This is a genomic window from Luethyella okanaganae, assembly GCF_042660285.1.
Lineage (GTDB): Bacteria > Actinomycetota > Actinomycetes > Actinomycetales > Microbacteriaceae > Luethyella > Luethyella okanaganae.
In genome coordinates, this window is the sequence record NZ_JBHSTP010000003.1 from 350,915 (window position 1) to 376,820 (window position 25,906).

Consider the following 25,906-nt stretch of genomic DNA (forward strand, 5'->3'; position numbering starts at 1 on the left):
GCCTTACGCTTCGTCGGCCGTGTCGGCGGCGGTCTCGGCCGGGGTGAACTCGAGGGCGATGGAGTTCATACAGTAGCGGTCACCCGTCGGTGTGCCGAACCCGTCGTCGAAGACGTGTCCGAGATGCGAGCCGCAGTTCGCACAACGCACCTCTGTGCGCGCCATCCCGAGCGTGCGGTCTTCGATGAGTTCGACGGCCTCAGGGCGCACGGACTCGTAGAAGCTCGGCCAGCCGCAGCCGGAGTCGAACTTCGTGCCGCTCTTGAACAGCTCCGCTCCGCATGCACCGCAGGTGTAGACGCCGGCGCGGCCCTCGTCGAGCAGTTCGCCGGTCCAGGGTCGCTCCGTCGCGGCTCCGCGCAGAACCGCGTACTTGCCGGCTCCGAGCTCGTCCTGCCACTCCTGCTCAGACTTGGACACCTGGTAGCTCATGGCCTTTCCCTTCGTCGTGTGCGGGCTCCGCGACGGGCGCGGCTCCGTAGGCACATCCTAGGCACCGCTCGCGGTCCACGCACAATGAAGCAACCGTCGACGCCTCCTCCTCATTCCGTTCTCAGACCTGCCTCCCCGCTTGGGCGAACTTCCAGTGAGCCCCGCATAGGATGAGCCCGACAGCTCGGCCCGCACCGTGTGGCCGGATCGCTCTGGCGGTAGGGGCTGGATGGAGGAGAGCATGGCGAGTGCGAGGCATGGTCGCGACATCCGCAGCCCGGCCGAGCCGCTTTCGGAGCGCGACACCGCGATCCTCGCCTTCGAGCGGCAGTGGTGGAAACACGCCGGAGCGAAGGAGGAGGCGATCCGGGCGGAGTTCGGCCTCTCCGCCGCCCGGTACTATCAATTGCTGGGCGCGTTGATCGACTCCCCGGCGGCGCTCGTGCAAGACCCGATGCTCGTCAAGCGACTGCAGCGGATGCGGGAGGCCAGGGCCGCAGCCCGCGCGCGGCGATCCCTGGGCACCGCCGACTAGTTCCCGACCAAGCCTGAAAAGACAGACCAGACACGTAACCCATGGCAATTTCCTATCCAAAAGACCGCTTCGACGACGTGCCCGAGAACATCGAGCGGGTAGGCGCTCACCGGGCTCCCCGGAGGCGCGGTCGCGGTTGGATCGCGTTCGTCTGGGCGACGGTCGCGACGATCGTGCTCGTCGGCATCGGCGTCGTCGGTCTGTTCGTGCTCAACGATCGGCTCTCCTTCGGCACTTCCGGTGGGCAGAGTGTGCCTCAGCAGGCGGAGTCCCCGACCCCCACTGCCCCTCCGACTCTTGACCCGAGTCTCACGGTGACCGTGCTCAACGGCACGACGACGGCCGGGATCGCCGGCACCGTCGGCGATCTGCTCGCGAGCCAGGGCTGGACGGTCGCCGCCCGATCGAACGCGAGTACCGAGGACATCGTCGAGACGCTCGTCTACTATGCCGATCCCGCCCACGAGGGCGCGGCCCGTGGCGTCGCGGCGGCACTTCCGGGAGCGGGCGTCACGCTCTCTGCGGACTTCAAGGACTCAGGAGCGAACCTCGTCGTGGTCGTCGGCAGCGACTACGTGCCGCCGGCCGGTTAGACGCCGGGAGCGCTCATCTCGACCCGGCGCAGATGAACGCCGACTGAATTGTTGTCAATCTGCGACTTTTCGACGCGAATTAACCCTTGCCGTCTCGCATGGCTCCATTAGTATCTGGTGCTGGTCGATCATTTTGTCGTCCAGCGGAACCTCGGGTTTCGGCTGTGTCAGCACGATGGGCGCAGTCACTGCGGCAGGCCCGGTACAGGCATTTGGGCACGTGCTGAGAGAAACATCGCAACGGGGAGTAACAACATGGCGAATGGAACCGTGAAGTGGTTCAACGCTGAAAAGGGCTATGGCTTCATCACCGTCGAGAGTGGGGGACAGGACGTCTTCGTTCACTACTCCGCTATCGACATGAACGGCTACAAGGTCCTCGAAGAGGGGCAGCAGGTCGTCTTCGAGGTCGGTACCGGCAACAAGGGCCCTCAGGCGGAGTCGGTTCGACTCGCCTGATCGGCGTCAATGTGCAGGCCGCGCCTGCGCTAATGCCGTTCGAATCGTTGGGCGGCGTTAGTCTTTGCAGCGTGGCGGAGCAGTGGGAATGACGGTACGGCGTCTGCGAGTGCTGGAGATAGGCGGTGTCGCCGCCATTCTGTTGGCGGTGGTGAGCGGATGCGCGGCCGAGAGCCCGACGCCGGGGGCGACGGGCGACGGGTCCGGATACGCGTCGGGCTACCGGCCCCCCGCGCCGACGGAGCTCGCACCTCTGCGTGGCACGACGATCCCGGCCGGCAGTCTCACCCGGCCCTCCCTGGCCGCGAAGGTCGACAACCACGAGGAGGCACGCCCGCAACTCGGGCTCGAACGCACCGATCTCGTGTTCGAAGAGCTCGTCGAGGGCGGAATCACGCGCTACGTCGCCATCTGGCACTCCGAGCTCCCCGACGAGGTCGGCCCGGTGCGCTCCATCCGGCCGATGGATCCGGACATCATCACCCCGTTCGGCGGCATTGTCGCCTATTCCGGCGGGCAGGAGCAGTTCGTCGAGATGATGATGGCCACGCCCGTGTTCAACGCGGTGTTCGACTACGACGACACGGGGCTGTTCTACAGGGACGATGTGCACGATTCGCCGCACGACGTCATCGTCAAGGCGGCTGAGCTCGTCGGGCGCCACCTCGACCTCCCGAGTCCTGGCCAGCAGTTCGCCTATTCGTCGGTTGCAGCATCGGCGACGCCCGCGCTCGACGGCGCTCCCACCTCCTCAGTTCAGCTGCGCTTCTCCGATGCGCGCTGGCCGGGCTGGAGCTGGGACTCCGCCGGGCAGCAGTGGCTGCGCTCGCAGGAGGGCCAGCCGGACCTCGACGATGCAGGAACCCAGCTGCGCGCCACGAACGTCCTGACCCTCCGGGTGGGAATCGACTGGTCGTACGGCGAGGTTCCCAAGACGGTCATGGTCGGTGGCGGCGAGGCCTGGGTGTCGACCGGCGGCAAGACCTCGCATGGCACCTGGTCGAAGGACGCCGCGGGCGGAGTGATCCGCGTCGTCGACGACAACGGCGTGACCATGCGTCTCGCCCCAGGCAACACCTGGATCGAGCTCGTGCCCGATGACCAGGGTTCCGTCGAGATCACCCCTTAGCTCGCCTGGAGACTGGTCGGGCCCGCTTGCACTCTCGGCATCCGAGTGCCAGAATCGACTTAGCACTCGCCTGTTTTGAGTGCTAACCATCGAATCTTTGAACGTCCGGGAAGGGACGAGAATCACACATGGCAAAGATCATTGCTTTCAACGAGGAGGCCCGCCGTGGCCTCGAGCGTGGCCTCAACCAGCTGGCCGACGCCGTCAAGGTGACCCTTGGCCCGCGTGGCCGCAACGTCGTGCTGGAGAAGAAGTGGGGCGCCCCCACGATCACCAACGATGGTGTGTCCATCGCCAAGGAGATCGAGCTCGACGACCCTTACGAGAAGATCGGTGCCGAGCTCGTCAAAGAGGTCGCCAAGAAGACCGACGACGTCGCGGGTGACGGAACCACCACCTCGGTCGTTCTCGCTCAGGCGCTCGTGCGCGAAGGACTTCGCAACGTCGCCGCCGGTGCCGACCCGATCAGTCTCAAGCGCGGCATCGAGAAGGCCGTCGAGGCCGTCGAGGCCGAGCTCATCGCCAACGCGAAAGAGGTCAAGACCAAGGAGGTGATCGCCGCGACCGCGTCGATCTCCGCTGCCGACGAGGCCATCGGCGCCTTGATCGCAGAGGCCATCGACAAGGTCGGCAAGGAGGGTGTCGTTACCGTCGAGGAGTCGAACACCTTCGGCACCGAGCTCGAGCTGACCGAGGGCATGCGCTTCGACAAGGGCTTCCTGTCGGCGTACTTCGTCACCGACCCCGAGCGCCAGGAAGTCGTCTTCGAAGACCCCTACATCCTGATCGTCAACGGCAAGGTCTCCAGCATCAAAGACCTGCTGCCGATCGTCGACAAGGTCATCCAGACCGGCAAGCAGCTCCTCATCATCGCCGAGGACGTCGACGGCGAAGCCCTCGCGACGCTCATCGTGAACAAGATCCGCGGTATCTTCAAGTCGGTCGCCGTCAAGGCCCCCGGCTTCGGCGACCGTCGCAAGGCCCAGCTGCTGGACATCGCCATCCTCACCGGCGGTGAGGTCGTCTCGGAGGAGCTCGGCCTCAATCTCGAGAACGCGACGCTCAAGCAGCTCGGCAAGGCCCGCAAGGTTGTCATCACCAAGGACGAGACCACGATCATCGACGGCGGCGGCCACCCCGAGCTCCTCAGCGGCCGGATCGCCCAGATCAAAACCGAGAAGCTCGCCACCGAGAGCTCCTACGACCGTGAGAAGCTGGAGGAGCGCCTGGCCAAACTGGCCGGCGGTGTTGCGGTGATCAAGGCCGGTGCCGCGACCGAGGTCGAGCTCAAGGAGCGCAAGCACCGCATCGAGGACGCCGTTCGCAATGCGAAGGCCGCGATCGAAGAGGGCATCGTCGCCGGTGGTGGCGTCGCCCTGATCCAGGCCGGCAAGACCGCATTCGAGAAGCTGAACCTGAGCGGCGACGAGGCGACGGGTGCGAACATCGTGCGCGTGGCAATCGACGCGCCGCTCAAGCAGATCGCCCTCAACGCTGGCCTTGAGCCGGGCGTCATCGTCGAAAAGGTGCGTAACCTCCCCGTTGGCCATGGCCTCAACGCCGCGACTGGCGAGTATGTCGACATGTTCGCCGCCGGCATCCACGACCCGGTGAAGGTCACCCGTTCCGCGCTGCTCAACGCCGCGTCGATCGCAGGCCTGTTCCTCACCACTGAGGCCGTCGTCGCCGACAAGCCGGAGAGGAACCCGGCACCGGTCGGCGACCCGACCGGTGGCATGGACTTCTGAGTCCCCGTCGCTCGACTCCATTCACGCGCTGGGCGTCTCCTTCTGGAGGCGCCCAGCGTCGTTTCATCGGCTTAGGATGTCCACCCGTTCACGTGCGGCCCGGCGCTGACATCCATTCACACGGGTGGACGGGACTGGCCCGGCTCTCGCGGGTGTGCTCCGTGGCTCGATCTACAGGGGTCAGCGCGCGAACAGGTTCGCGTTCGCCTGCTCGATATCCGCATAGTGCTGGCCGGCCGCCCCGAGCGACCGGTTGAGCGCGCAGAGACTCTCCTCGAGCTGCTGCTGGACGGCACGCCACTCGCTCGCCGCGGCCTGGAACGCCGATGCGGCCTGCCCCGTCCAGCTCCCCTGCAGGTTCGCGACGAGCGAGGTGAGTCCGCTCGTCTCCGCGCGGATCCTGTCGATGCATCCGTGCACGGCTGTCGTCGTAGTGAGCACCTCGTCGCTGTCGACCGTGTAACGCGTCATGTCGTCTCCTCGCTCGTGTTGCGAGGAGGCTAGCGCGGGCGCCGCGGGCATCGTGTGAGAGACCTCCCGGGTGGGGAGAACCCGAGCTGTCTGCTCACTGTGCAGGGTGAGAGCGCTGCGGGCCGGTACGTCGGGCGAGACCGCCTGAGCCCGAAATCGACGGACACGGAGGCGGACCGCGGGCCGGGCACGCCGGGCAAACCGGCGAACCCGGCCGTGCGCCCGGCGTGCCCGGCCCCGCGGCCGGGACGGATGTCGGGGTTACTCGGCGGCGATCACCGACTGTGGGGCGCTTGCCGAGTAGGCGAGTGGCAGGTTCACGCGGAACGTCGCTCCGCCGCCGGGTGTCTCCACCACGTCGACGGTGCCATTGTGCGCGGCGACGATCGACGACACGATGGCGAGGCCGAGGCCGCTTCCGCCCGTCTCACGGGTGCGGGAGGTGTCGGCGCGCCAGAAGCGCTGGAAGATCTTCTCGCGGATCTGCGGGGGGATGCCTTCACCGTGGTCGATGACCTCGATCGACGCGCGATCGGCGTTCCGGTCGACCGAGACGCCGATCTCGATCGGGCTGTCATCGGACGTGAAGCGCATAGCGTTGCCGAGCAGGTTCGTGAGCACTTGGCGGATCTTGTTCTCCTCAGCGAGGACGACAGCCGGGGCGGCATCCCGATGTTGCGTCGTGACGGTCGTGGATTCCGGGACCACGGCATCCGTGCGCTTGGGGCGACGACTGCGCAGCCGGGCGATCGTCCCGGCGAAGGTGATGGGGCCGGTGGCGGTCGCCCCCGGCCCGATGCGCTCAACGGGGTTCGGAACCGTGGTGAGCGGCTCGACCTCCCCGGTATCGACGGGCGCTGTCGGTGCCGTCGGCGCCGTCGTAATGACGGTCACGACGCGGCCGGGCGAGGAAGCCATGGCGTCCAGTGCCGCGTCCCGGGCGAGAGGAACGAGGTCGACGGGTGTGAGCGCCAGCGGCTTGGTCTCATCGAGGCGAGCGAGCTCGAGCAGGTCCTCGACGAGGCCACCCATGCGGATCGCCTCTTTCTCGATGCGGCCCATCGCCTGCGCGACCTCATCGGGCGTCTGCAGGGCGCCCATGCGATAGAGCTCGGCGTAGCCGCGGACGGACACCAGGGGAGTGCGCAGTTCATGACTCGCGTCGCCGACGAAGCGGCGCATCTGGTCGATCGTGCGAGCGCGGTCCCTGAAGGCGCGATCGATGCGGTTGAGCATGGTATTGAGCGATCGGTTCAGGCGGCCGACCTCGGTGTTGGGGGTCGCCCCTCCGAGTCGCTGGCTGAAGTCGCCGTCGGCGATGGCCGCCGCCATGTGCTCGACTTTGCGCAGCGGGCCGAAGGTCGACGTCACGAGCATCCGGGTGATGAGCGCGCCCAGGATGACGACGGCGACGCCGAAACCGAGGAAGATGCTCAGGTAGGTCGTGAGGGTCTTCTTGGTCTCGCTCAGGTTGACGGCGACGAGCGCCGTTCCGAGCTCGATGCCGTGCTCCAGAGACACGGGAACGAGCACGACGTGGAACTCGCTGCCCGTCGCCTGGTCGTGACGGCTGAGCACCGCGCCGTTGAGCGCATTGGCGCTCGTCAGATCCGGCGCAAACTCGAGCTGGGGCAGATGGTCGATCGGCACCGAACCCCAGTTGCGGTTGCAGAAGTTGCCTTGTGCGTTGTAGACGGCGACGAAGTAGTCCGACGGGACCTCGTTGCCGGTGCTGCGCGGTGGGCTGCAGGTCATCGGCACGAGCTGTTCGAGGGTGGACTGCGATTGTGCGACGGTCTGCAACCGGGCATCCATCTGCATCAGAACATACGCCTGCAGCATGGTCATGGTGCCGATGCCGGAGACGAGCAGCCCGAGAGTCAGCATGAGCACTGTGACGCCGGTGATCTTCGTACGGAGCGAGATGCGATTCCAGTGCTCGGTCAACGTTTGATGCATGAGACGTTCAGTTTAGGAGCGCAGTCTGTGATTAGACCTTGGATGCCTTGAGCATGTAGCCGAAGCCGCGCTTGGTCTGGATGAGCGGCTCGCTCGAGTGCTGGTCGAGTTTGCGGCGCAGGTACGAGATGTAGCTCTCGACGATGCCGGCGTCGCCGTTGAAGTCGTACTCCCAGACATGGTCGAGGATCTGCGCCTTGCTCAGCACGCGGTTCGGGTTGAGCATCAGGTAGCGCAGGAGCTTGAACTCGGTGGGGGAGAGCTCAATGGGCTCGTCGCCGACGAGCACCTCGTGGGTGTCCTGGTCCATCGTGAGTTCGCCGGCTCGGATGACGGCGTCTTCGTCGGCGTGCATCGTACGGCGCAGGATGGCTTTGATGCGGGCGACGATCTCGTCGAGGCTGAACGGCTTGGTCACATAGTCGTCGCCGCCGACGGTGAGTCCGGTGATCTTGTCTTCGGTATCGTCCTTGGCGGTGAGGAACAGGATAGGGGCCGTGTAGCCGGCCGAGCGGAGGCGCTTGGTCACGCCGAAGCCGTTCATGTCGGGCAGCATGACGTCGAGGATGATGAGGTCGGGTTCCTCCTCGAGCACGGCGGAGATCGCCTGTGCTCCATTGCCGACCGCGCGCACGGCGAAGCCGGCGAAGCGGAGGCTTGTGGTGAGGAGGTCCCGGATGTTGGGCTCGTCGTCGACGATCAGAATTCGAGGTCCATCGGTCATGGAAACAGTATCTGCGCGTTGGCTGGAAGTTTCCTGATTACCACGTGGATGCTGCTCGCTCCAGGCCGCGTGGTGGCGGGCGAGGATGGCGCCATCGTGTCAGCTCCTGGCAAGGCGCGCACGCGGCATCCGGCATCGGGGTCGCTCACGATCGTGTGCTCGCATCCTCGTACCCTCGGCGATACCGCAGAGCAGGGCGAAGTCGCGTTCGGGCGTCTCGCCGTCCCGGGATTCCCGAGCCCGAGCCGTGAGAGTAGCCTGACGAGGGAGGAGGCGTCATGAATGCCGAGAGATTCGTCATCGTCGGTGGAGGGCTCGCCGGGGCGAAAGCGGCGGAGACCTTGCGCAAAGCCGGCTTCGGCGGTCGAATCACGATCGTCTGCGGTGAGGCGGAGCTGCCCTACATCCGGCCGCCCCTCTCCAAGGCCGTGCTCACCGGGGCGGACGAGCGTACGACCATCTATGTGCATCCGGCCGAGTGGTACGCCGAGCGGGACATCGAGTTGAGCCTCGGCAGACTCGCCGTCGGGTTGCGGCCTAGGGACCGCTCCGTGACGCTGGACGACGGCTCTGAGCTGCGCTACGAGCGCCTCCTGCTCGCGACGGGGGCGTCGGCGAGGGAGCTTCCGGGTGCGTGGAGCGAGCTCGACGGCATCCGGTATCTGCGCACGGTGCAGGATTCCGACCGTTTGCGGACGGACTTCGCGGGTGGTGGCAGAAGGGTCGTGGTCGTCGGGTCGGGATGGATCGGGCTCGAGGTCGCCGCCGCGGCCGCGAGCTACGGCAACCGTGTGACGGTGCTCGGCCGGGAAGTGGTGCCCCTCGCCACGGCGATCGGCAACGAGCTCGGCGAGGTCTTCGCCGCCGAGCACCGCGCGCACGGCGTCGAGCTGCGCATGCGGACGACGGTGCGTCGGCCGATCGGAGCGGACGGCGTCGTGACCGGGGTCGAGCTCCCCGACGGAGAGATCGTGCCAGCCGACGTCGTCGTCGTCGGGGTCGGGGCGGTTCCGAATGTCGAGCTCGCCGAGGCGGCCGGGCTGGCCGTGAACGATGGGATTCTCGTCGACGCGTCGTTGCGCTCGAGCGACGAGGCGATCTTCGCCTGTGGGGATGTCGCGAACGCGTTCCATCCCGTTCTCGGACGGCATCTGCGGGTCGAGCACTGGGCCAACGCCTTGCGAAGCGCCCCGGTCGCCGCGCGGGCGATGCTCGGCGGCACGGCACGCTACGAACGGGTGCCGTACTTCTACAGCGATCAGTTCGGGCTCAGCATGGAGTATGCGGGGTACTCTGACCTCGCCCGGGATGCCGCGGTGAGCTACCGTGGCGATCCTGCATCCGGCAGCTTCATCGCGTTCTGGACGCGGAATGGCCGGGTCGTCGCCGGCGCGAACGTCAACGCCGGCGACGTGAACCATTTCTTTGAGCCGATCATCCGTGCCGGGGCTCGGCACGATCCGGCCCGATTGACGGACCCCTCGGTTTCCTTGGAGTCGCTTGCCGAAGGGTGAACACCGATGGCTGCTTCTCGAGGCGGCTGAGTCAGCACCATGCAGAAGAGGCAGGGGCGGCGTCAGACGGCGTGGTGCACTCGGGTCGGCTCGTGGCGATGATGCCCGCGGGGTCCGGAGCGGCGACTCGACCGAGACGGCTTAGGCGGCAAGGTTGTGCGCGTCGAGGATCGTGTAGCTGTATCCCTGCTCCGCGAGGAATCGCTGCCGGTTCTGTGCGAAGTCCTGGTCCACCGTGTCGCGTGCCACGAGTGTGTAGAAGTTGGCGGCGAGACCTGACTCCTTCGGGCGCAACAGACGGCCGAGACGCTGAGCCTCCTCCTGCCGGGAGCCGAACGAGCCCGAGACCTGGACCGCTACGGTCGCCTCGGGCAGGTCCACGGAGAAGTTCGCCACCTTCGAGACGACGAGCACCTGTTCTCTGCCTTCGCGGAAGGCCTGGTACAGCCGCTCCCGCTCGTCGACCGGAGTCGATCCGGTGAGCTTGGGCGCGCCGAGGGCATCCGCGAGCTCGTCGATCTGATCGAGGTACTGGCCGATGACGAGGATGCGCTCGCCCCGGTGCCGGTGCACGAGCTGTTTCACGACGTCGAGTTTCGCGGACGCGGTCGCGGCGAGCCGGTAACGCTCGTCGTCGGCCGCCGCCGCGTACGAAAGCCGTTCCGTCTGCGGCAGGTCGATGCGCACCTCGTAGCATGCGGCGGGGGAGATGAAGCCCTGGGCCTCGATCTCCTTCCACGGCGCATCGAATCGTTTGGGGCCGATGAGCGAGAACACGTCGCCCTCGCGACCATCCTCGCGCACGAGCGTGGCGGTGAGGCCGAGACGACGGCGCGCCTGGAGCTCGGCGGTGAGCTTGAAGACCGGGGCCGGCAGCAGGTGCACCTCGTCGTAGATCACGAGGCCCCAGTCCATCGCGTCGAGCAATGCGAGGTGGGCGTACTCGCCCCTTCGCTTGGCGGTGAGGATCTGGTAGGTCGCGATCGTGACCGGCTTAACCTCCTTGACCTGGCCCGAGTACTCGCCGATCTCCTCGGCGGTGAGCGAGGTGCGCTTGAGTAGTTCGTCGCGCCACTGCCTGGCGGAGACCGTGTTCGTGACGAGGATGAGCGTATTGGTCTTCGCCGTGGCCATCGCGCCGGCTCCGACCAGGGTCTTGCCTGCGCCGCAGGGCAGCACGACGACGCCGGAGCCACCGTCGAAGAAGTTGGCGACTGCCTTCCTCTGGTAGTCGCGCAGGTGCCAGCCCGCCTCGTCCAGTTCGATCGGATGCGGCGTTCCGGGGGTATAGCCCGCAAGGTCCTCGGCCGGCCAGCCGAGCTTGACGAGCTCCTGCTTGAGCGTGCCGCGCGCCCACGGTTCGACGAGGAACGAGTCGGGCGACGGATGCCCGATGAGCAGCGGCGCGATGCGCTTGGCGTTTGCGATCTCGGTGAGCACGGCCTGGTCGAGCGACCGCAGCACGAGCTCGCCGTTCGTGTTGCGCTCGATCACGAGGCGCCCGTAGCGGCTGACGGTCTCGGCGATGTCGATCGAGACCGTCTGCGGCACCGGGAACTTCGAGTACTTCTCGAGAGTGTCGAGCATGGCGGTTGCGTCGTGCCCGGCGGCGCGAGCGTTCCACAGGCCGAGCCGGGTGATGCGGTAGGTGTGGATGTGCTCGGGGGCGCGTTCGAGTTCGGCGAACACGGCGAGGTCGTGCCGCGCGTCGTCGGCAAGCGGATGCGCCACCTCGAGCAGCACGGTGCGGTCACTCTGGACGATCAGCGGGCCATCGGACATAACCGTCAAGTCTAGTGGTGCTCGGTGAACGACCGGAGTCGTTGCGATGCAGGGGCTGCTATGGCGATGGCGCGATCGTCACGATGCTGGACAGCGGAAGAGTGCGCTCGATGTCCGAGGTTCGGTCCCGCGCCCGCAGGCGTCCGTTCGCGACGCTCGTCGGTTCGAGCAGGTAGTCGGAGACGACGCCGCCGGGAAGTCGCACGCTCACGGTGAGGGCTTGCTTGGCCCTGATCGCGATATCCAGCTGCCGTGCCAGCCAGGCCTGTCCGGTCTCGGTGGTATCGGCGTTCGACATGCGTAGTCGGGCGATGAGCTCTGACACCGGGTCGCCGGCGGCGGCGGGGCTGCTCTGGGTCGCATGTCGTCGCCGTAAACGGATGATCTCGCCCTCGGCGTCCTCGGCGGCCACCGGATACCGGGCGTCGCTCAGCGCCCAGAAGACGACGTCTGCCGTGAATCTGCTGAGCAGCCGGTGCGGACCGGAGCGCAGCAGCCCGAGAGAGGCGAGCAGCTGGTCGACCGCGACCGTGCCGAGCAGCTCGGCGTCGTCGGAACGAACAGCGCTGTGCATGGAATCCTCACCGTGCACGGCGCTGACTCGCAGTCGTCCGTATCGTGCGGCCGACTCGGTCACGAGATAGTCGAGCGGTTGCGGAACGCCCGTGAGCGAGATGCCGGCGAGAAACTCGAGTATGGTCTCTGCGGTCTCTCCGGTGGCCAGGGCTCGGTTCACGGATGCGGCCGTGACCCGGTAGCTCGAGGCGAGCTCTCGACCCTCGACCTCGGCCATGCCGCGCAACCGGGCGTCGAGGGCTGGGGTCAGCGGGCCAGGAGCGACGATGGTGAGGTCGTGCTGCAGATAGACGTTCTCGACCTCGGGAGGCAGCAGCGATGCCACGGCGTTCTCGGCGTCGTCTGCGCGTCCTGCGAGCAGCAGCGCACCGGCGGCTCCGGGAGTGCCCCCCGCGGTGATGCCGAGCAGTTCGGCATCGCGCGTGCGCTCAGCGATGCGCTCGTCCATGCGTGTGCCGGCGGCCGGGTAGATCCAGGCGACGTAGCCGAGCAGCGCGGAGCCCCACGGCCGGTGCGCCCGAGCGGCGAGGACGTCGCGCACGTCGGCGGGCAGCTCCGCGTGCCAGGCGCGCGCGAGCACCGCCCAGCGGGCGCTCGTGCTGCCATGCAGCCATTCCTCGCCGGCATCGGTGGCGAGCCAGTGCCCGGAGTCCCGCGCGACGAGTTCCGCTCGCACGGCGATCCCGAGGTGGGCCGGAACATCGTCCAGTGAGACCCCCATGGCCAGGGCGAGACGCTTGGAGTCCGGTAGCGAGAGTCCTCCGCGGCTGAGCTCGCGCGCGGGCTCGGCTGAGACGGAGGCGACGAGTTCCGCTGTCGCTGAGACGGAGGCGAAGGCACGTTCGGCTGCGAGTCGATCGACGATGCGGGTATCCGCATCGACAGGCGCATCGACGGCGACGGGCGGATGAGGCGCCGCCAGCTCGGCAACGCCCGGAAGTCCTTCCCTCGGCCACGCGCACAGGCGTTCCGACACGGCCGCGAACGGCATCAGGGTGTGACCATCGAGAGTTGCGAGCAGGAGGCCGTGCAAGCGCGCGGAGCGTGCGAGCACGATCTCGGCTGTGACCGACTCCTGCCCGAGCTCGGAGAGACGGGTCGCGATCGCCTCTGCAGTCGGGGCATGCTTGGTGAGCAGTGCCGGGCTCGTGGCATCCGTCCGACCGGGCTCGTCCTCCCCTTTTGCCGCAAGTTCGCCGGCAACGGCGAGCACCGCCAGACGTGTGCGGTCGAGGTTGGCGAGTGCGTGCTGGATCGACTCGGGGGCGAGCAGTGCCTCGGCGAGATCGAAGTAGTCATGGATGCCCGTGCTCGCGAACTCACGCGACTCGAGCGCCGCCGCGAGTTCGGTATCGCCCAGCGAGCGGAGTCGTGCAGCGAGGGAGAGCATCCCTACCCGCTACTGCTTGGCCTGTCGGGCTTCGCGGCCGCGCCGGATGCCCGAGAGGATCATCAGCACGATGATGAGGAGGAATCCGACGGGAAGTCCGATGAGGGGGAAGACGGTGACCAACGGCCATAGTCCCTGGCCGAAGTCCGCTTGCTGCATGCCGCTCGCGGTGGCGGCGATGATGGCGATGAATGCGACGATCGACAACCCGACGACTCCGGCCACCATATAGGCGAGCACGCGCTCGGTGCGATTGCCGGGGTCGGGAGTCTTCGAGGTCACAATCTCAAGGATACGGGCAGGGCGGCGTTCGAACGAATAAGCTAGGACCGGACGACGCCGCGATTCGGCGTGCCCGCGTAACAATCAGTGAGGTTCAACATGCCTACCGGCAAGGTCAAATTCTACGACGACGAGAAGGGTTTCGGCTTCATCAGCTCTGATGACGGCCAGGAGGTCTTCCTGCACGCGTCGGCCCTGCCGGCCGGCGCGTCGGTCAAGGCCGGCACCCGCCTGGAGTTCGGCATCGCGGACGGCAAGCGCGGCGCTCAGGCGCTCTCGGTGCGAGTGCTCGACGCTCCTCCGAGCCTCGTGAAGCTCACCCGCAAGCCCGCCGACGATATGGCGATCATCATCGAGGATCTCGTGAAGCTCCTCGATGGCATCGGCGCCAACCTCAAACGCGGTCGCTACCCCGAGAACTCTCACAGTCGCAAGATCGCCGCGATGCTGCGCAAGGTTGCTGACGAGCTGGATGCCTGAGATCGACAGCACGGACGAGTTCGCCGGCGAGGTCCCGGTCGCGGAGCCGACGACCGGGACCGGCCCCGTCGCCGCGGGCTCCGACGGGTCGGGAAGCGGAGACGGCAGCGGTCGTGAGGAGGGCGCCGATGGGACCGAGCCCGCTCCGCTGGATGCCGCCGCCGAGTGGGCGGAGCGTCCTGTGCCGGTCGCCGACGAGGTGCTGCTCGCCGCGGTCGATCTGGCGCGAGCCGCTCTGCTCGAGGTCACGCCGGCCGAGACCATCGGCCGCCCGGTCGGTCACGTCGTCGAGGGGGAGCATGTTCTGTCGTTGCTCTTCGAGTGCGCGCTGGCCGGGTATCCGGGCTGGCACTGGACGGTCAGCCTCTCGCGCATCGATGACGAGGCGGCACCGTCGGTTCTGGAGGCCGAACTCATGCCGGGCGACCACGCCCTGCTGGCACCAGAATGGGTGCCGTGGTCGGAGCGTCTCGCGGACTATCGCTCCGCTCAGGAGCTGATCGAAGCCGAGGCCCTGGTCGCGGCGGTCGGCGACGTCGGTCCGGGCGAGTCCGACGACGACATCGACGACGACGACGATGATGATGATGATGATCTTCACGACGTCGAGGACGACGATATCGACGGCGTCGACATCGACCGGCTCGGCGAGCACGATGATGACGAGCCTGATGATGACGAGCCTGACGACGAGCCTGACGACGACGCGGATGACGACCAGCAGGACGAGGACGAGCAGGACCACGACTTCGACGAGCAGGACCACGACTTCGACGAGCAGGACGACGATGCCGCGCTAGCGGCGGCGAACTTGCACGACGAGCAGGCCGGCGAGCCCGAGCCCGACGCCGATGGCGCTGCACCAGGGCCACCAGCCGAATCCGGCGGCATCGAGTTCGGCGCCGAAGATCAGAAGCACGACGAAGGCCACTGACCAGAGTCCCGTGCCTGCGAGCACGGCCTTGCGTCCGTCGGCCCTCGCAGGCAGCGGATCGGGACGGCGTTCGCTGTCTTTCAACCAGATACGCATCGCAGCCAGTGTGTTGCGCCGGACGCCGCCCCGTCAAGTCATGGTCTGCACTGGACCCGTTGCCCCAGTGTCGGCCCAGGAGGCTTCGCGGGCGCAGCCGACGGAGAACGGCGGAGCAGAATGCTCGGCGGCGGAGATAGAGCGCTCAGCCGGCGGATAGGGTGCGCGTAGCTGCAGCGTGCTCGGTCGGCGAGGTGCCGCTCAGCCCAGGTTGTCGACGACGAACTCGATCGACGAGACGAGCGAGCGCACGTCGTCCGGCTCGATCGCGGCGAAGGTCGCGATGCGCAACTGATTGCGGCCGAGCTTGCGGTACGGCTCTGTGTCGACGATCCCGTTGGCGCGCAGGGCCTTGGCAACCGCCGCCGCATCGACCCTGTCGTCGAAGTCGATCGTCACGACGACCGGCGAGCGGTGCTCGGGGTCGGCCACGAAGGGGGTTGCATAGTCGACGCGCTCTGCCCAGTCGTAGAGCACACCCGACGACTCCGCCGTGCGGGCGGCCGCCCAGGAGAGCCCGCCGTTGTCGTTGATCCAGTCGAGCTGGTTCTCCAGCAGCAGCAGGGTCGAGAGGGCCGGCGTGTTGAGGGTCTGGTTCAGCCGCGAGTTGTCTACGGCGTTCTTGAGGCTCAGGAACTCGGGGATGTAACGCTCGCTCGCCGCGATCCGCTCGACGCGTTCGAGCGCGGCGGGAGAGAAGAGCGCGAGCCAGAGCCCACCATCCGAGGCGAAGTTCTTCTGCGGCGCGAAGTAGTAAACGTCGGTCTCGCCCGCGTCAAAGTCGATCCCGCCGGCGGCGCTCGTCGCATCGATCACCGTGAGCGCGCCGTCGTCCCCGTGCACGCGACGCACAGGCGCGGCGACCCCGGTGGAGGTCTCGTTGTGCGGCCAGGCGTAGACATCGATGCCCGCGACGGCCTCGGTCTCGCTGCGTGATCCTGCCGGGCTGCTACGCACGTCGGGGGCCTGAAGCCACGGAGCGCCGGCCGCCGCGGCGAACTTCTGGCCGAACTCGCCGAATGTCAGGTTCTGGCTGCGGCGCGCGATGAGGGCGAAGGATGCCGCATCCCAGAACGCCGTCGAACCACCGTTGCCGAGCACGATCTCGTATCCATCCGGAGCGCGGAACAGTTCGCCGAGTCCCGCGCGAATCCGGCCGACGAGGTCTTTGACTGGAGCTTGGCGATGCGAGGTCCCGAGGATGGCGGCTCCCGGCCCGGTGAGATGGCCGAGCTGCTCATTCCGCACTTTGGACGGGCCGCATCCGAAACGTCCGTCGGCGGGCAGGAGTGATGAGGGAATGGAGAGCTGCGGCATACCTTGAGTCTAATTGTGCCGCCACAGGCAGGTAGGCTTGTTATGCACCGGCGCGACTGACACATGGGGAGGCGTGAATGACGGATCTCATCGACACCACGGAGATGTACCTCCGCACCATCCTCGATCTCGAGGAGGAGAACATCGTTCCTCTGCGTGCGCGCATCTCGGAACGGCTCGGTCACTCCGGACCGACGGTGTCGCAGACCGTAGCGCGCATGGAACGCGACGGCCTTGTCGTCGTCTCCGGCGACCGCCATCTCGAGCTCACGGCGGCCGGCCGCAGCAAGGCCGTGCATGTCATGCGCAAGCATCGGCTTGCGGAACGTCTGCTCGCCGACGTCATCGGTCTCGAGTGGGAGTACGTGCACGACGAAGCATGCCGCTGGGAGCATGTGATGAGCGAGCAGGTCGAGCGCAGACTGCTCGAGCTTCTCGACCACCCCAAGGAGTCCCCGTACGGCAACCCGATCCCGGGCCTTGAAGAGCTCGGTGAGATACCGGCCGATCCGTTCATGACGGGTGTGGTCAACATCGTCGACCTCGTCGCGCGGAACGCCGAGCCGGTGACCGCGTCGATCCGCCGTCTCGGTGAGCCGGTGCAGTTCGACCCAGAACTGCTGGCCCAGCTCAAGCAGTCCGGGGTCATGCCCGGTGCCGAGGGCGTCTTCTCCGCCGCCGGCTCCTACGTTCTCGTGCAGGTGGACGGATTCGGCGAGGGTTTGGAACTACCCAATGAGGTCGCCGGGCATATTTTCGTCGCCTCCTGAGCCCCGGGATCCTGCGGGACTCGACCGATTCGCCGTTACCGATTCGTGAGAAATCGGTGTTCTCGATGTGACATCGGGATGAACCTCCCGTATCCTCGTACGAGTCCCACTGACCAGAAGCCGGTCGACGGACTCGAATCAGGACGTCCCCCAGACCCGTCTCTTGGTTCGAACAACAATACGCGTATGCGCATTGGACGGGGCAGCTACCTAGTGTTGCAGGGGCGCCGGAGGTGACTTTGGCTCTATTAGGTCCCAAGCGTTTAGGCCCCAAGCGTTCCGTGAGGAACGACGATTCGAAAAGCATCACCATCGCGAAGGCTCCGGGCGAACCCATCGATCGGCCTGTGACCCCTACGCCCGGCCACACGAGCCGTCGGCGCGGTGCCCTCGGCAATGTCGTGGTCATGGCTCTCGCCACCGGCATGGTGGCCACTGTCGCGCTTCCGGCATACGCCTTCGCGCCGGGCTCGAACGGAACCCGGTTCGGCGCGACGGCCGCCACCGAGATGAAAGCCGCGCAGGCGCAGCACGTGATGGTCGACGAGCAGGCGACGACCATCACCGTCGCCCGCGACGGGTACACTGCCACGAGCGAGGCCGAGTTGCGCCAGGCGGAGGCCGACGCACGTCGCGTCGAGGTCGCCTCGCAGATGGCCGCATACGCCGCCGCATACTCTGGTCCCTCTGTCGGCGACCTCCTCTCCAGCCCTGCGTATCCGAACTACGACCTCGCCTCGGTCTACAAAGTGGCATTGCAGTATCAGGGCGTGCCCTACGTCTACGGCGGGGCGACCCCGGCCGGCTTCGACTGCTCCGGCTTCATCATGTACGTCTACGCCCAGTTCGGCATTGGACTGCCCCATTCCTCCTCCGGACAGGGTGCCGCGGGAACGCGCATCTCCGAGGCCGACGCCCGGCCAGGCGATCTCGTGATCATGGACGGGCACGACGGTTTCTATGCGGGCAATGGCAACATCCTGCACGCGCCCTACGAAGGAGCGTCCGTCCGGGTGCAGCCGATCTGGACGAGCAACTACTACATCGTCCGCCTCGGCATCTGAGCCCTTGCCAGGATGCGGACTTCGTGAATCCGCGATGAACACTCTGCAGCGGCATGCGCGATCGGCGCGCCATGGTCATATGACGTGCCGATTGTGGTTTAGCCTGTAGCCCTGACGTATCGAGAGTTCTCGGGAGAGCCAATGGTCGAGTCACGCAACATCCACACCACGGATGACCGCTGTCTCTTCTTCCTGCGGCATAGCAGTCAAACGTGCCTGAGCCACCCTGTGGCCAGGGGGGCGCTGTCTTTCTGACAGTGTCCTTTTTGTTTGCCCGCTCTCTCCCGCGGCCTCGGTCGGCAGGGTAGTTCGAATGGCTGGAAGCCGTCCAGCCTGCTTCGAAAGGGAGACCATGCGCACACTGGTTCTGAACGCCGGCTACGAGCCGCTCACCGTCGTCTCGTTCAAACGGGCCCTTGTTCTGGTTATGAACGACAAGGCGACGATCGTGCAGAGTGACACCGGGCATCCGGTGTGGAGCTCGTCGGGAGTCTGGGACAGACCCTCGGTGATCCTCCTCAGCCGCTACGTCCGTCTGCCGCACGTTCGAGCCATGCCCGTGAGCAGGCGCGGGGTGCTGCGCCGCGACGACCATAGGTGCGCGTACTGCGACAAGTCGGCGACCACGATCGACCATGTGCTGCCGCGTTCTCGCGGGGGTCACGACACCTGGGACAATCTCGTCGCCTGCTGCCTGCGGTGCAACAACGTCAAGGGCGACCACACGCCGGCCGAAATGGGCTGGCGGCTGCGGATCACTCCCGGGATGCCGCAGGACGGCGGCTGGCTCGTGCGTGGCGCGGAGCGACCGCAGCCGCAGTGGCACGCCTTTCTCGCTCCGGCAGCGTAACCCTAAACCTGCCCCTGAAAGTTCGTGACCATTTCGTGACAATCGTCGTGATCTCCCGTAGTGTGGGGCGAGTCCCGAAACCGGCGGTCGCGAGTCGCCACTTCATATCGGCACCTAGCTCTCGAGCAGGATTGAACGCGGGGCGCCCATGCGCCACCACGGAGGACATGCAGTGACAGAACCCGGATCGGCCGGACTCGAGAGTAAGTCACATCCGGACGCCAATGGTGCCTTCGCGCCGGCCAGTCGAGCCGCTCTCCCCACGCGTCGCTCTCTGCGCGAACAACGTGCGCTCGCGGGGTTGGCTTCTTCGTCTGTCTCTCCTGTCGAGATGGCTCCAGATGCCGCCGCTGTGACCGCTGGGCCAAAGGCCGCTGCCTCCGCTCCGGGAGCCGGCGTGACCGGGGCACCCGACTGTGCCGAACCGGCTGTGCCCGTCGCACCCCCGGCCTCCGTTCTGTCCGTCCCCGCGCCATCGACACCGCGGCGCACTCTGCCGGCCGCGGTATCCACCGCCCCGCCGACCGAATCGGCTTCGGCGAGGAGCAGCGCCAGACGCAGCCCGTTGAGCCTGGCCGTGACGCTGCTCGTCGTGCCGGGCCTGTTCCTCACCGCGGCGCTCCCAGCGTACGCCTTCACGCCGGGAACGGGCGAGCCGCAGTTCGAAACCTCCGATCTGCGCGACCAGGTGCAGGCGAGCGCGCAGAGCGTCGACGTGTCGAGCCTCTCGGCTCAGGTCTCGGTGTCGCGCGACGGCTACTCGGCCGTGTCGGCCGACGAGATCCGCCGTCTGACCACCGAGGCCGAGCGTATCGCGACCGCTCAGGCCGCCGGCTCGCGCACCGCGTCCAGCGGCTCATACAGCACGCCCGGCGTGCGCCAAGAGGGCGACGACTACCCCTGGCCATGGGAGCTCACCGACAACCAGGGCGGCGGACTCTCCCCGCTCGGCTACTACTACCGCGAATGCGTCGACTTCGTCGCCTGGCGCCTCAACCGCGATGCCGGCTCGACCGGCAGCCCGTGGAGGTGGAAGTGGAGCAACCTCACACCCAGCGGCGGCAGCGCCTACAACTGGGCGAACGCCTGGCAGAACCACGGATGGGCCACGAGCCACGACCCGGTGCCCGGCGCGGTCGCCTGGTTCACCGGCAACCATGTCGCCTACGTGCAGGCCGTGAACGGCGACGGCACCGTCACACTCGAGGAATACAACTGGGGCAACGACCACGCCTATCATCGCCGCACGGTGCCGAGCGGCGAGGTTCCGCTCTACCTGTATCCGCCGCTGTAGGCCACTGAGGCGGGCGCATCTTTCACGCTGTGTCTTCCTGCTTGCCGTGTTGTGTCTTCACGCTCGCGCCCCGTATCGTCGGTCGTTGCGCCTCCTCGCCGGTCTCCTGGCCCGGCGCGTCTCCCGTTAGAATCGAACGTCAGCCTCTGTAGCTCAATGGAAGAGCAGTTCCGTCCTAAGGAAAGGGTTGGGGGTTCGAGTCCCTCCAGGGGCACTCGAAGGAAGCCTGCGCGCCGTGAACCGCTGCTACCCCGTCACCCCGGTTTAGCCGACCGTCGCTCCCGCTCCTGAAATTGTGCCGTTTGTGTGGACGGTGGCGGTCATCGAGAACGAAGAGGTGAAGATTCCGGCCTGGTTGACGTTCCAGCCGCAGTAGAGATTACGGGCGGTTGTTGAGCCGGAGTCGCTCTTGGCGACGTTGGAGATGCCCCACGGCGGGACCACGTAGTTCGTGAAGCAAGCTTGCGATCCGGTGTATCCGAGGGCGCTGCCTGCGCAGGTATTGCTGCCCCCATCACAAACAGGACTGTGCTTGCAGCGACTGCAAGCACTCCTTGGTCAAATCTGTTCCCGTCATTTTCATTCCAACAATCTCTTTCGTAAGCGATTGATAGTGCGCCTCCTGAAGGAGGTCGCTATAGGGGTATGTCCAGGCGGAAGCGGATGGTTCCTTTGAATTTGAAGCAGACTATTCGGTGCGTTGGAGGGCTGTTTAGAAGCCTACTCTTTGTGCCAGCATCGCCGTTCACGAGCGACGCGCTCTTTCGGCGACTCGGTCGAAGTCTCGAAGGAGGAACAATGAATATCTCAGACGTACTCCCGTTGTTGCTAATTCTCCTCGGTGGAATTGCCGCCGTCGCATGGCTTGTCTTCATTGTCATTGCCGCAGTTCAGGTCGTCAGGTCCACCACGATCCAGTACTGGTCGAAGGTGTTGTGGGTCGCCGCTCTAATTATCTTCCCGTTCCTCGGCGTGGTCGCATGGTACGCGTTTGGCGACCGGACCAGGCAGGTTGAGAACGCGATCGCCACCCACTTGCGCTGAACGTCCGCTCGGGTGTCGGTGTTGGTCTTGCTCCCGGGTCAGGGACGGAGGCGCGGGTGCAGGATGACTCGTCGGACGTCGCCTTATGGTTGGAGGCGATCTCAGGTACTGAGGCGTCATTCGCAGCGCTGTTCGACCGTTATCGAACCCGCGTGTTCCGAAAGGCGTATGCACGCGTCCGCTATGTCGCGGATGCAGAAGACATCGTCGCGACGGTGTTCCTTGAAGCATGGCGGAGCCGCAAAAAGTTCGCATCGTCGAAGGATCGATCCTCCCATGGCTGTTAACCGTGACCACGTATGTGGCGTTGAACCAGGAGCGTTCAACCCGTCGATACCGACCGCTACTCGCTGCTTTGCCTACAGCGCAGGAACAGCCGTACCACGCCGAGGACGTCGCGGAACGACTCGACGAGGCATCGCGGTCAGTAGCGGTGCACCAAGCAATGGCCGGTCTGAGCCTTGCTGACCAGACCGTTTTGGACCTATGCATCATCGAAGAGCCTCGCGGAACCCGCCGGCGGCACCCTCGCGGTACTCCGCGTCACCGGCTACGACGACAAGGGCCGACGTAGCCGCAAGCAGTCTCACCCTGCACTATTCCCTCATCCGAGTGTCCCCGAACAATACGCAGTGGGGGGCCGGATCAGTCACGAATGTCGGCAGCGCTCGCCTCCAGAACAACCGGGCCGTTAACTGTTCAGAAGGCCCCGGCAATTTCCAAGGATGGGCCCAAGGAGAACTCACCCCGCCCCCTGGCTACGTGCTCAGTGGCTCTCCCGTCTACAGCAAGTACGGTCCGACCACTTCGGTGGCTTGCGGAAACGCCCGACTTGCTGGAGCCGATGAAGGCTCGTTGAGCGAATCCACCACGATCACATTCGTGCGTTCGGACCTAGCAGACTGACGCTTTCGGCAGGCACTACCGAGAAGGGGATAGGAGGCCACCTCCTATCCCCTTCTCCTAGCTAAAACACCGAGATGTTGCCCGCGTTAGGGTTGGTTCCCATCAGATGAATGAGCCCGCTCGTTCGCGGATCCTGAAACGCCCCTGGGACCTCATCGTTCATCTCCACAAACAGTTCAAACTGACGGCCAGAGGACCTTCCCTCAATCCACTGAAGAACCTCAGTGATGTCCTGCACATCGAATAACGCGTAAGCATCCAGTGCCCACGCCTGTCCCGACTTCTCCCAGAAGTTTACCCGGTACGAGGGCCGTTCGAGCACCTCGCGGGGTTCGGCATGAACAGTTTCGATGACCTGCATACGTATAGGTTACAAGCGGGCCTGGCCTGTGAGCGAGATCTGCGCGGCGACGCCCGGTTGCCTGGTCCCCTTAGGCGGTGTTTGAGCACAGTACGGCTCACCAGTTGAACAGCGTTCCGGCGTTGCAGCGTTTGGCGTCCGATCGGCTAGACAGCGGGCAACCAGGGTGACATTTAGCGATGCGAGAACGCCGCCATCTAACGCTACAAATCACACCCGCTGACCTGACCACCCCGGCACGTTGCGGGCAGACGACGATTCGGCATGTGTTGCCGATGCTTGACACATTACGCAATGTGGCGTAATTATATGGCATTGGGATCGGTGACTGGCCTCGCACAAGATGACTGTCGCTCTCCGGTCGCTAAGGACGCGCTGAACAACTGCAACTCGCACCACTGCGATTCGAGAAACGCTGGGTACCTCGTCGTTCCGTCCGATGTGAACGCCGCACCGGGAGGCTCGGCATCCAGCCTGGACTCACACCTAGGAGGCGTGGTCAATGGATGCTTCTAGCGGCCAGCTCACTGAAACCGACTTCGACGATCTAGAGGTCACCGCGTTCGACGTGCTCTCCAGAGTCCGGCCGTGGCCGACAATAATGTGCGACCGTCCTCGGTGCGCACGTACACGCCGGAAGCGGACTCGATGGACGTACCCCATTTTTCGAAGCTGGGCATGTGCGTCATCGGTAGCCAGACTGGATATACATCTGAGGACATTGGGGCGTCATTTACGCCGGTGAGTTCGACCATGCCCACCTCCTATCTATCTGGGTGTCAGGACCGGGTCGATCGAGTCGCATCCCGCCAGACGGCGACAAATGCCAGCCCAGCGAGGCCGAGTAGCCATACCAGGAGCATCCAGATGTGAAGCCATGTTGTTACTCCGTCGCCTACGGCCTCGAGCAATGCGGCTGACCAGTGCCGCGTTGGGACGAACTCGGCTGCGACTTTCGCCCACTCGGGCAGGGTTTCGTAGGATCCGAAGAACCCGCCAAGCCAGAGCATCGGGAAGAGCAGCACGGTGGCGAAACCGATCGCTGACTTGCCCCCGAAGGAATAGCCGATTGCAACGCCAAGGAGCGACATGATCACCGCACCTAGCGCAAGGAGGCCTGCCGTAGCCGGCCACCTCTCGAGTGGTAGGTCGACATCTGTGATCCAATAGCCCAGCGCCACTACCGGAAGGGCGCCCGCGACGATGAAGATGAAGGCCGTTAAGACTCGTGATAGTAGAACAAGCCAGTAAGGGCGGGCGAGCGTTCGTTGGTATGGATCCCATGCATTCGCTCTCTCCTCTGCGATGCCGGCGCCTAGGTGGTATAGAGCGACCGCGGATATGCCGGACGCGAGGACCACAATCATCGCCCAGTTCGCGACGTTGTTAGAGGGGCTGCCTCCGGCAGCAAAGATGATGAAGAGAATGATCGGAAAGCCGATCGCAGTGGCCATAGCGATCGGAAGGCGCACAAGTTCAACGACTTGGGTGCGGACGTACACGCCGAGGAGGCGCGACATCCGCACGGGCGCTACGGCTTGGCCAACTTGAAAGCCTGCGCTGTTGGAGTCGTTCACTGTCTTGACCTCGCGGCAAGGATGAGGATGACGTCTTCGAGATCCGCCGGTGTGGCTGTGATCGATCGCGGGTCTACTCCAGCTTGTGCCAGGTCCGCTACGAGGCTGTCCGCGTGATTCGTCAGCGTGATGTTCTGCCCATCCCGAGTTGCTCTGTTCTCGACCGGAATCGATGTTCCATCCGGCCATGTGCCGGCGAACGCAACGCGATGAGACCCGATTGCTCGTACGGCCTCGGCGGCAGGCCCATCGGCGACGACTTCGCCCTGGGAGAGAAGTACGACTCTGCGGGAGAGCCGTTGAACTTCGTCCGGCACATGGCTCGTGATAAGGATGCTGCCTCCACCGTCCGCGAAGGCGTTGATGCCCTGCCAGAGAAGACTGCGATGCTCGATATCCAAGCCAGCGCTTGGCTCGTCAAGGACCACGAGCTCGGGGTTCCCCGCGAAGGCGCAGGCCACAGCGAGTCGTCGTCGCTGGCCGCCAGACAGCTTCTGCGGCGTCCGTTTGCGCAGATCGTTGAGGCCGAACTCGTCAAGCAGCCGTGCGGTAGGAATCGGGCTGGCGTAATGTGCCGCGACAAATCGTAGAATCTCGAAGATGGTTAGAGTCGCGGGGAAATCAATGTCCTGCAGGCACACTCCGAGTTCCGCTCGAGTCGTGTGATGCAGCGGATCTCTCCCGAGGACACGAACGGACCCGCTCTGTGGTCTCGCCAGACCGACGACTAGCGAGATCAAGGTGGACTTGCCGGAGCCGTTCGGGCCCATTACCCCGACGATCTCTCCGCGGCCCATGTGCAGCGAGACGTCACTCAAGGCGCGAACGGGGCCGTAGTGCTTGCTCACGTGTGTAACCTCGATGAGCGCGTCCATAGAACTTCCTACCTTCCAAGTGTGGTTGGCGGCCGAGGATAAGAAGCGATCCTCTGTGGGGTCGAGCCACGATCCAGAGTCACTATCTTCCGGGCTCGCGATCTCGTGAGGGCCTCCGGCTTGAGGCGCGCATCCGAGTAAGGACTGCGGCTGCCTGTTGGGCGTTCGGCACTGAAACGCTGACTTTCGCACCGTCTGTCCGCGTTACGACGAGGGCGGGCCCGGTGCCGTGAGTGAGGGTCAGCCTTCCTGGAAGCAAGATAGATCCCCTCATCCTCCGAGTCTCGTCCTTGCTTTCCGATAGGTGGATAGTGGAGATGCGCGATGGCGGTATCTGTAGGAGCACTACCCGAGCGAATGGGAGAGTGACCCGGAGGCCGCGCCAATCGATGGAGACCCTGATTCGGATGAGCGTCGCCACCAGCAATGTGGCCACAACGAGAGCTGCGAACCCCACCCAGGGTTCCGGCACCGCGCCGGCCACGGCAAATGGTAGCCACACCAAGAACGTAAGAGTCCCACTGACTACCGCCAGCGTGACAAAGCGTGGAGCGGTTGTAGTGCTGCTCCAGGCGACGGCCTCCTGTGGTTCGGTGGTGAGAATGGTGGCGGTGCGCGGGGTCTCTTGGTCGGCTGCAATCCGAGGTGAACTAGCGATGAGGTGAGGAACGATGCCGTACGCGCTCGCGAGAAGGAGTGGCGTTAGCGCGTCGAGGCCTACCGATTCATCCGACCGAGAAGCGT

General features: G+C 65.6%; 27 protein-coding genes, 1 tRNA gene and 1 pseudogene. 16 read left to right on the top strand and 13 right to left on the bottom strand.

The window, feature by feature from the left end; translation table 11 throughout:
* Window positions 1–3: 3 nt before the first annotated feature.
* A complete protein-coding gene (gene msrB / locus ACFQB0_RS13070) occupies window positions 4–432 on the bottom strand; it encodes a peptide-methionine (R)-S-oxide reductase MsrB (protein ID WP_386732383.1) in 429 nt (142 codons plus the stop codon).
* 241 nt (window positions 433–673) lie between these two features.
* Here msrB and ACFQB0_RS13075 point away from each other — a divergent pair, with 241 nt between their 5' ends.
* The 5 genes from ACFQB0_RS13075 (at window position 674) to groL (ending at window position 4,896) form a co-directional block, all read left to right on the top strand.
* Entirely contained in the window at window positions 674–967 is a 294-nt protein-coding gene (locus ACFQB0_RS13075) for a DUF3263 domain-containing protein (protein WP_386732386.1), read from the top strand.
* Window positions 968–1,008: 41 nt separating this feature from the next.
* Window positions 1,009–1,560, top strand: coding sequence for a LytR C-terminal domain-containing protein (locus tag ACFQB0_RS13080; protein ID WP_386732388.1), 552 nt, complete (start codon window positions 1,009–1,011; stop codon window positions 1,558–1,560).
* Window positions 1,561–1,815: 255 nt separating this feature from the next.
* The gene (locus tag ACFQB0_RS13085; RefSeq protein ID WP_386732391.1) at window positions 1,816–2,019 is read left to right on the top strand and encodes a cold-shock protein; all 204 of its coding nucleotides are present in this window, start codon (window positions 1,816–1,818) and stop codon (window positions 2,017–2,019) included.
* Window positions 2,020–2,107: 88 nt separating this feature from the next.
* Window positions 2,108–3,148 carry a DUF3048 domain-containing protein gene (locus tag ACFQB0_RS13090; RefSeq protein ID WP_386732393.1) on the top strand — a complete coding sequence of 347 codons (1,041 nt, stop codon included), beginning with the start codon at window positions 2,108–2,110 and terminating at the stop codon, window positions 3,146–3,148.
* A 128-nt stretch (window positions 3,149–3,276) separates the two neighbouring features.
* Complete coding sequence (gene groL, locus ACFQB0_RS13095) at window positions 3,277–4,896, top strand: chaperonin GroEL (RefSeq protein ID WP_386732396.1); 1,620 nt, start codon at window positions 3,277–3,279, stop codon at window positions 4,894–4,896.
* 180 nt (window positions 4,897–5,076) lie between these two features.
* On the opposite strand, the gene ACFQB0_RS13100 is transcribed toward groL, so the two are convergent.
* From ACFQB0_RS13100 to ACFQB0_RS13110, 3 genes are all read right to left on the bottom strand, one after another.
* Window positions 5,077–5,367 carry a WXG100 family type VII secretion target gene (locus ACFQB0_RS13100; RefSeq protein ID WP_386732399.1) on the bottom strand — a complete coding sequence of 97 codons (291 nt, stop codon included), beginning with the start codon at window positions 5,365–5,367 and terminating at the stop codon, window positions 5,077–5,079.
* Window positions 5,368–5,628: 261 nt separating this feature from the next.
* Window positions 5,629–7,326 carry a sensor histidine kinase gene (locus ACFQB0_RS13105; RefSeq protein ID WP_386732402.1) on the bottom strand — a complete coding sequence of 566 codons (1,698 nt, stop codon included), beginning with the start codon at window positions 7,324–7,326 and terminating at the stop codon, window positions 5,629–5,631.
* A 31-nt stretch (window positions 7,327–7,357) separates the two neighbouring features.
* On the bottom strand, window positions 7,358–8,050 hold the full coding sequence (locus tag ACFQB0_RS13110) for a response regulator transcription factor (protein ID WP_386732405.1): 693 nt from the start codon (window positions 8,048–8,050) through the stop codon (window positions 7,358–7,360).
* Between the two features lie 96 nt (window positions 8,051–8,146).
* On the opposite strand from ACFQB0_RS13110, the gene ACFQB0_RS13115 reads away from it, so the two are divergent.
* Together ACFQB0_RS13115 and ACFQB0_RS13120 are read left to right on the top strand one after the other, a co-directional pair.
* Complete coding sequence (locus ACFQB0_RS13115) at window positions 8,147–8,332, top strand: hypothetical protein (protein ID WP_386732408.1); 186 nt, start codon at window positions 8,147–8,149, stop codon at window positions 8,330–8,332.
* Entirely contained in the window at window positions 8,329–9,564 is a 1,236-nt protein-coding gene (locus tag ACFQB0_RS13120) for an NAD(P)/FAD-dependent oxidoreductase (RefSeq protein ID WP_386732411.1), read from the top strand. The genes ACFQB0_RS13115 and ACFQB0_RS13120 overlap by 4 nt, the downstream gene beginning before the upstream one ends.
* A 141-nt stretch (window positions 9,565–9,705) precedes the next feature.
* On the opposite strand, the gene ACFQB0_RS13125 is transcribed toward ACFQB0_RS13120, so the two are convergent.
* From ACFQB0_RS13125 to ACFQB0_RS13135, 3 genes are read right to left on the bottom strand one after another with little or no spacing between them, the layout of a single operon-like run.
* Window positions 9,706–11,346 (bottom strand): DNA repair helicase XPB, encoded by a 1,641-nt coding sequence (locus ACFQB0_RS13125; protein ID WP_386732413.1) that lies wholly within the window; start codon window positions 11,344–11,346, stop codon window positions 9,706–9,708.
* Window positions 11,347–11,404: 58 nt separating this feature from the next.
* On the bottom strand, window positions 11,405–13,312 hold the full coding sequence (locus ACFQB0_RS13130; RefSeq protein WP_386732415.1) for a helicase-associated domain-containing protein: 1,908 nt from the start codon (window positions 13,310–13,312) through the stop codon (window positions 11,405–11,407).
* Window positions 13,313–13,321: 9 nt separating this feature from the next.
* Window positions 13,322–13,594, bottom strand: coding sequence for a multidrug ABC transporter ATPase (locus ACFQB0_RS13135; RefSeq protein WP_386732417.1), 273 nt, complete (start codon window positions 13,592–13,594; stop codon window positions 13,322–13,324).
* A gap of 99 nt (window positions 13,595–13,693) precedes the next feature.
* On the opposite strand from ACFQB0_RS13135, the gene ACFQB0_RS13140 reads away from it, so the two are divergent.
* On the top strand, window positions 13,694–14,074 hold the full coding sequence (locus ACFQB0_RS13140) for a cold-shock protein (protein ID WP_386732419.1): 381 nt from the start codon (window positions 13,694–13,696) through the stop codon (window positions 14,072–14,074).
* Window positions 14,067–15,008, top strand: a complete 942-nt coding sequence (locus ACFQB0_RS13145; protein ID WP_386732421.1) for a DUF3027 domain-containing protein — start codon at window positions 14,067–14,069, stop codon at window positions 15,006–15,008. Before ACFQB0_RS13140 ends, ACFQB0_RS13145 begins: the two co-directional genes overlap by 8 nt.
* On the opposite strand, the pseudogene ACFQB0_RS13150 reads toward ACFQB0_RS13145, so the two are convergent.
* Window positions 14,934–15,104, bottom strand: a pseudogene (locus ACFQB0_RS13150) (DUF2530 domain-containing protein); the annotation flags it as partial. The gene ACFQB0_RS13145 and the pseudogene ACFQB0_RS13150 sit on opposite strands and share 75 nt — an antisense overlap.
* 201 nt (window positions 15,105–15,305) lie before the next feature.
* Window positions 15,306–16,421 (bottom strand): phosphoserine transaminase, encoded by a 1,116-nt coding sequence (gene serC / locus ACFQB0_RS13155; RefSeq protein ID WP_386732423.1) that lies wholly within the window; start codon window positions 16,419–16,421, stop codon window positions 15,306–15,308.
* A gap of 77 nt (window positions 16,422–16,498) precedes the next feature.
* Between serC and ACFQB0_RS13160 the strand changes: the two genes are divergently transcribed.
* The 5 genes from ACFQB0_RS13160 to ACFQB0_RS13180 all read left to right on the top strand — a co-directional run bounded on the left by ACFQB0_RS13160 (window position 16,499) and on the right by ACFQB0_RS13180 (window position 20,613).
* On the top strand, window positions 16,499–17,191 hold the full coding sequence (locus ACFQB0_RS13160; RefSeq protein WP_386732424.1) for a metal-dependent transcriptional regulator: 693 nt from the start codon (window positions 16,499–16,501) through the stop codon (window positions 17,189–17,191).
* A gap of 281 nt (window positions 17,192–17,472) precedes the next feature.
* A complete protein-coding gene (locus ACFQB0_RS13165; RefSeq protein WP_386732427.1) occupies window positions 17,473–18,255 on the top strand; it encodes a C40 family peptidase in 783 nt (260 codons plus the stop codon).
* 352 nt (window positions 18,256–18,607) lie between these two features.
* Window positions 18,608–19,105 carry an HNH endonuclease gene (locus tag ACFQB0_RS13170; RefSeq protein ID WP_386732430.1) on the top strand — a complete coding sequence of 166 codons (498 nt, stop codon included), beginning with the start codon at window positions 18,608–18,610 and terminating at the stop codon, window positions 19,103–19,105.
* A 331-nt stretch (window positions 19,106–19,436) separates the two neighbouring features.
* On the top strand, window positions 19,437–20,399 hold the full coding sequence (locus tag ACFQB0_RS13175; protein WP_386732432.1) for a CHAP domain-containing protein: 963 nt from the start codon (window positions 19,437–19,439) through the stop codon (window positions 20,397–20,399).
* A 142-nt stretch (window positions 20,400–20,541) separates the two neighbouring features.
* A tRNA-Arg gene (locus tag ACFQB0_RS13180) sits at window positions 20,542–20,613 on the top strand.
* A gap of 50 nt (window positions 20,614–20,663) precedes the next feature.
* Here the strand turns inward: ACFQB0_RS13180 and ACFQB0_RS13185 are convergent.
* Entirely contained in the window at window positions 20,664–20,843 is a 180-nt protein-coding gene (locus tag ACFQB0_RS13185; protein ID WP_386732434.1) for a hypothetical protein, read from the bottom strand.
* A 354-nt stretch (window positions 20,844–21,197) separates the two neighbouring features.
* On the opposite strand from ACFQB0_RS13185, the gene ACFQB0_RS13190 reads away from it, so the two are divergent.
* Window positions 21,198–21,443: a PLDc N-terminal domain-containing protein gene (locus tag ACFQB0_RS13190; protein ID WP_386732435.1), complete on the top strand. Its 246-nt coding sequence runs from the start codon at window positions 21,198–21,200 to the stop codon at window positions 21,441–21,443.
* Window positions 21,444–21,499: 56 nt separating this feature from the next.
* The gene (locus ACFQB0_RS13195) at window positions 21,500–21,730 is read left to right on the top strand and encodes an RNA polymerase sigma factor (RefSeq protein WP_386732437.1); all 231 of its coding nucleotides are present in this window, start codon (window positions 21,500–21,502) and stop codon (window positions 21,728–21,730) included.
* 680 nt (window positions 21,731–22,410) lie between these two features.
* Here the strand turns inward: ACFQB0_RS13195 and ACFQB0_RS13200 are convergent.
* From ACFQB0_RS13200 to ACFQB0_RS13210, 3 genes are all read right to left on the bottom strand, one after another.
* Entirely contained in the window at window positions 22,411–22,710 is a 300-nt protein-coding gene (locus ACFQB0_RS13200) for a hypothetical protein (RefSeq protein ID WP_386732439.1), read from the bottom strand.
* A gap of 779 nt (window positions 22,711–23,489) precedes the next feature.
* Entirely contained in the window at window positions 23,490–24,287 is a 798-nt protein-coding gene (locus tag ACFQB0_RS13205; protein WP_386732442.1) for an ABC transporter permease, read from the bottom strand.
* Window positions 24,284–25,162, bottom strand: coding sequence for an ABC transporter ATP-binding protein (locus tag ACFQB0_RS13210; protein WP_386732444.1), 879 nt, complete (start codon window positions 25,160–25,162; stop codon window positions 24,284–24,286). Before ACFQB0_RS13210 ends, ACFQB0_RS13205 begins: the two co-directional genes overlap by 4 nt.
* Window positions 25,163–25,906 lie beyond the last annotated feature (744 nt).

What these genes read in the sequence shown, in the direction of transcription:
- ACFQB0_RS13130 (WP_386732415.1), bottom strand. Translation starts at nt 13,312, where the DNA reads ATGCTCTCCCTCGCTGCACGACTCCGCTCGCTGGGCGATACCGAACTC.
- ACFQB0_RS13145 (WP_386732421.1), top strand. Translation starts at nt 14,067, where the DNA reads ATGCCTGAGATCGACAGCACGGACGAGTTCGCCGGCGAGGTCCCGGTC.
- msrB (WP_386732383.1), bottom strand. Translation starts at nt 432, where the DNA reads ATGAGCTACCAGGTGTCCAAGTCTGAGCAGGAGTGGCAGGACGAGCTC.
- groL (WP_386732396.1), top strand. Translation starts at nt 3,277, where the DNA reads ATGGCAAAGATCATTGCTTTCAACGAGGAGGCCCGCCGTGGCCTCGAG.
- ACFQB0_RS13200 (WP_386732439.1), bottom strand. Translation starts at nt 22,710, where the DNA reads ATGCAGGTCATCGAAACTGTTCATGCCGAACCCCGCGAGGTGCTCGAA.
- ACFQB0_RS13125 (WP_386732413.1), bottom strand. Translation starts at nt 11,346, where the DNA reads ATGTCCGATGGCCCGCTGATCGTCCAGAGTGACCGCACCGTGCTGCTC.
- ACFQB0_RS13105 (WP_386732402.1), bottom strand. Translation starts at nt 7,326, where the DNA reads ATGCATCAAACGTTGACCGAGCACTGGAATCGCATCTCGCTCCGTACG.
- ACFQB0_RS13085 (WP_386732391.1), top strand. Translation starts at nt 1,816, where the DNA reads ATGGCGAATGGAACCGTGAAGTGGTTCAACGCTGAAAAGGGCTATGGC.
- ACFQB0_RS13100 (WP_386732399.1), bottom strand. Translation starts at nt 5,367, where the DNA reads ATGACGCGTTACACGGTCGACAGCGACGAGGTGCTCACTACGACGACA.
- ACFQB0_RS13080 (WP_386732388.1), top strand. Translation starts at nt 1,009, where the DNA reads ATGGCAATTTCCTATCCAAAAGACCGCTTCGACGACGTGCCCGAGAAC.
- ACFQB0_RS13160 (WP_386732424.1), top strand. Translation starts at nt 16,499, where the DNA reads ATGACGGATCTCATCGACACCACGGAGATGTACCTCCGCACCATCCTC.
- ACFQB0_RS13120 (WP_386732411.1), top strand. Translation starts at nt 8,329, where the DNA reads ATGAATGCCGAGAGATTCGTCATCGTCGGTGGAGGGCTCGCCGGGGCG.
- ACFQB0_RS13210 (WP_386732444.1), bottom strand. Translation starts at nt 25,162, where the DNA reads ATGGACGCGCTCATCGAGGTTACACACGTGAGCAAGCACTACGGCCCC.
- ACFQB0_RS13075 (WP_386732386.1), top strand. Translation starts at nt 674, where the DNA reads ATGGCGAGTGCGAGGCATGGTCGCGACATCCGCAGCCCGGCCGAGCCG.
- ACFQB0_RS13110 (WP_386732405.1), bottom strand. Translation starts at nt 8,050, where the DNA reads ATGACCGATGGACCTCGAATTCTGATCGTCGACGACGAGCCCAACATC.
- ACFQB0_RS13090 (WP_386732393.1), top strand. Translation starts at nt 2,108, where the DNA reads ATGACGGTACGGCGTCTGCGAGTGCTGGAGATAGGCGGTGTCGCCGCC.
- ACFQB0_RS13190 (WP_386732435.1), top strand. Translation starts at nt 21,198, where the DNA reads ATGAATATCTCAGACGTACTCCCGTTGTTGCTAATTCTCCTCGGTGGA.
- ACFQB0_RS13175 (WP_386732432.1), top strand. Translation starts at nt 19,437, where the DNA reads ATGGCTCCAGATGCCGCCGCTGTGACCGCTGGGCCAAAGGCCGCTGCC.
- serC (WP_386732423.1), bottom strand. Translation starts at nt 16,421, where the DNA reads ATGCCGCAGCTCTCCATTCCCTCATCACTCCTGCCCGCCGACGGACGT.
- ACFQB0_RS13170 (WP_386732430.1), top strand. Translation starts at nt 18,608, where the DNA reads ATGCGCACACTGGTTCTGAACGCCGGCTACGAGCCGCTCACCGTCGTC.
- ACFQB0_RS13140 (WP_386732419.1), top strand. Translation starts at nt 13,694, where the DNA reads ATGCCTACCGGCAAGGTCAAATTCTACGACGACGAGAAGGGTTTCGGC.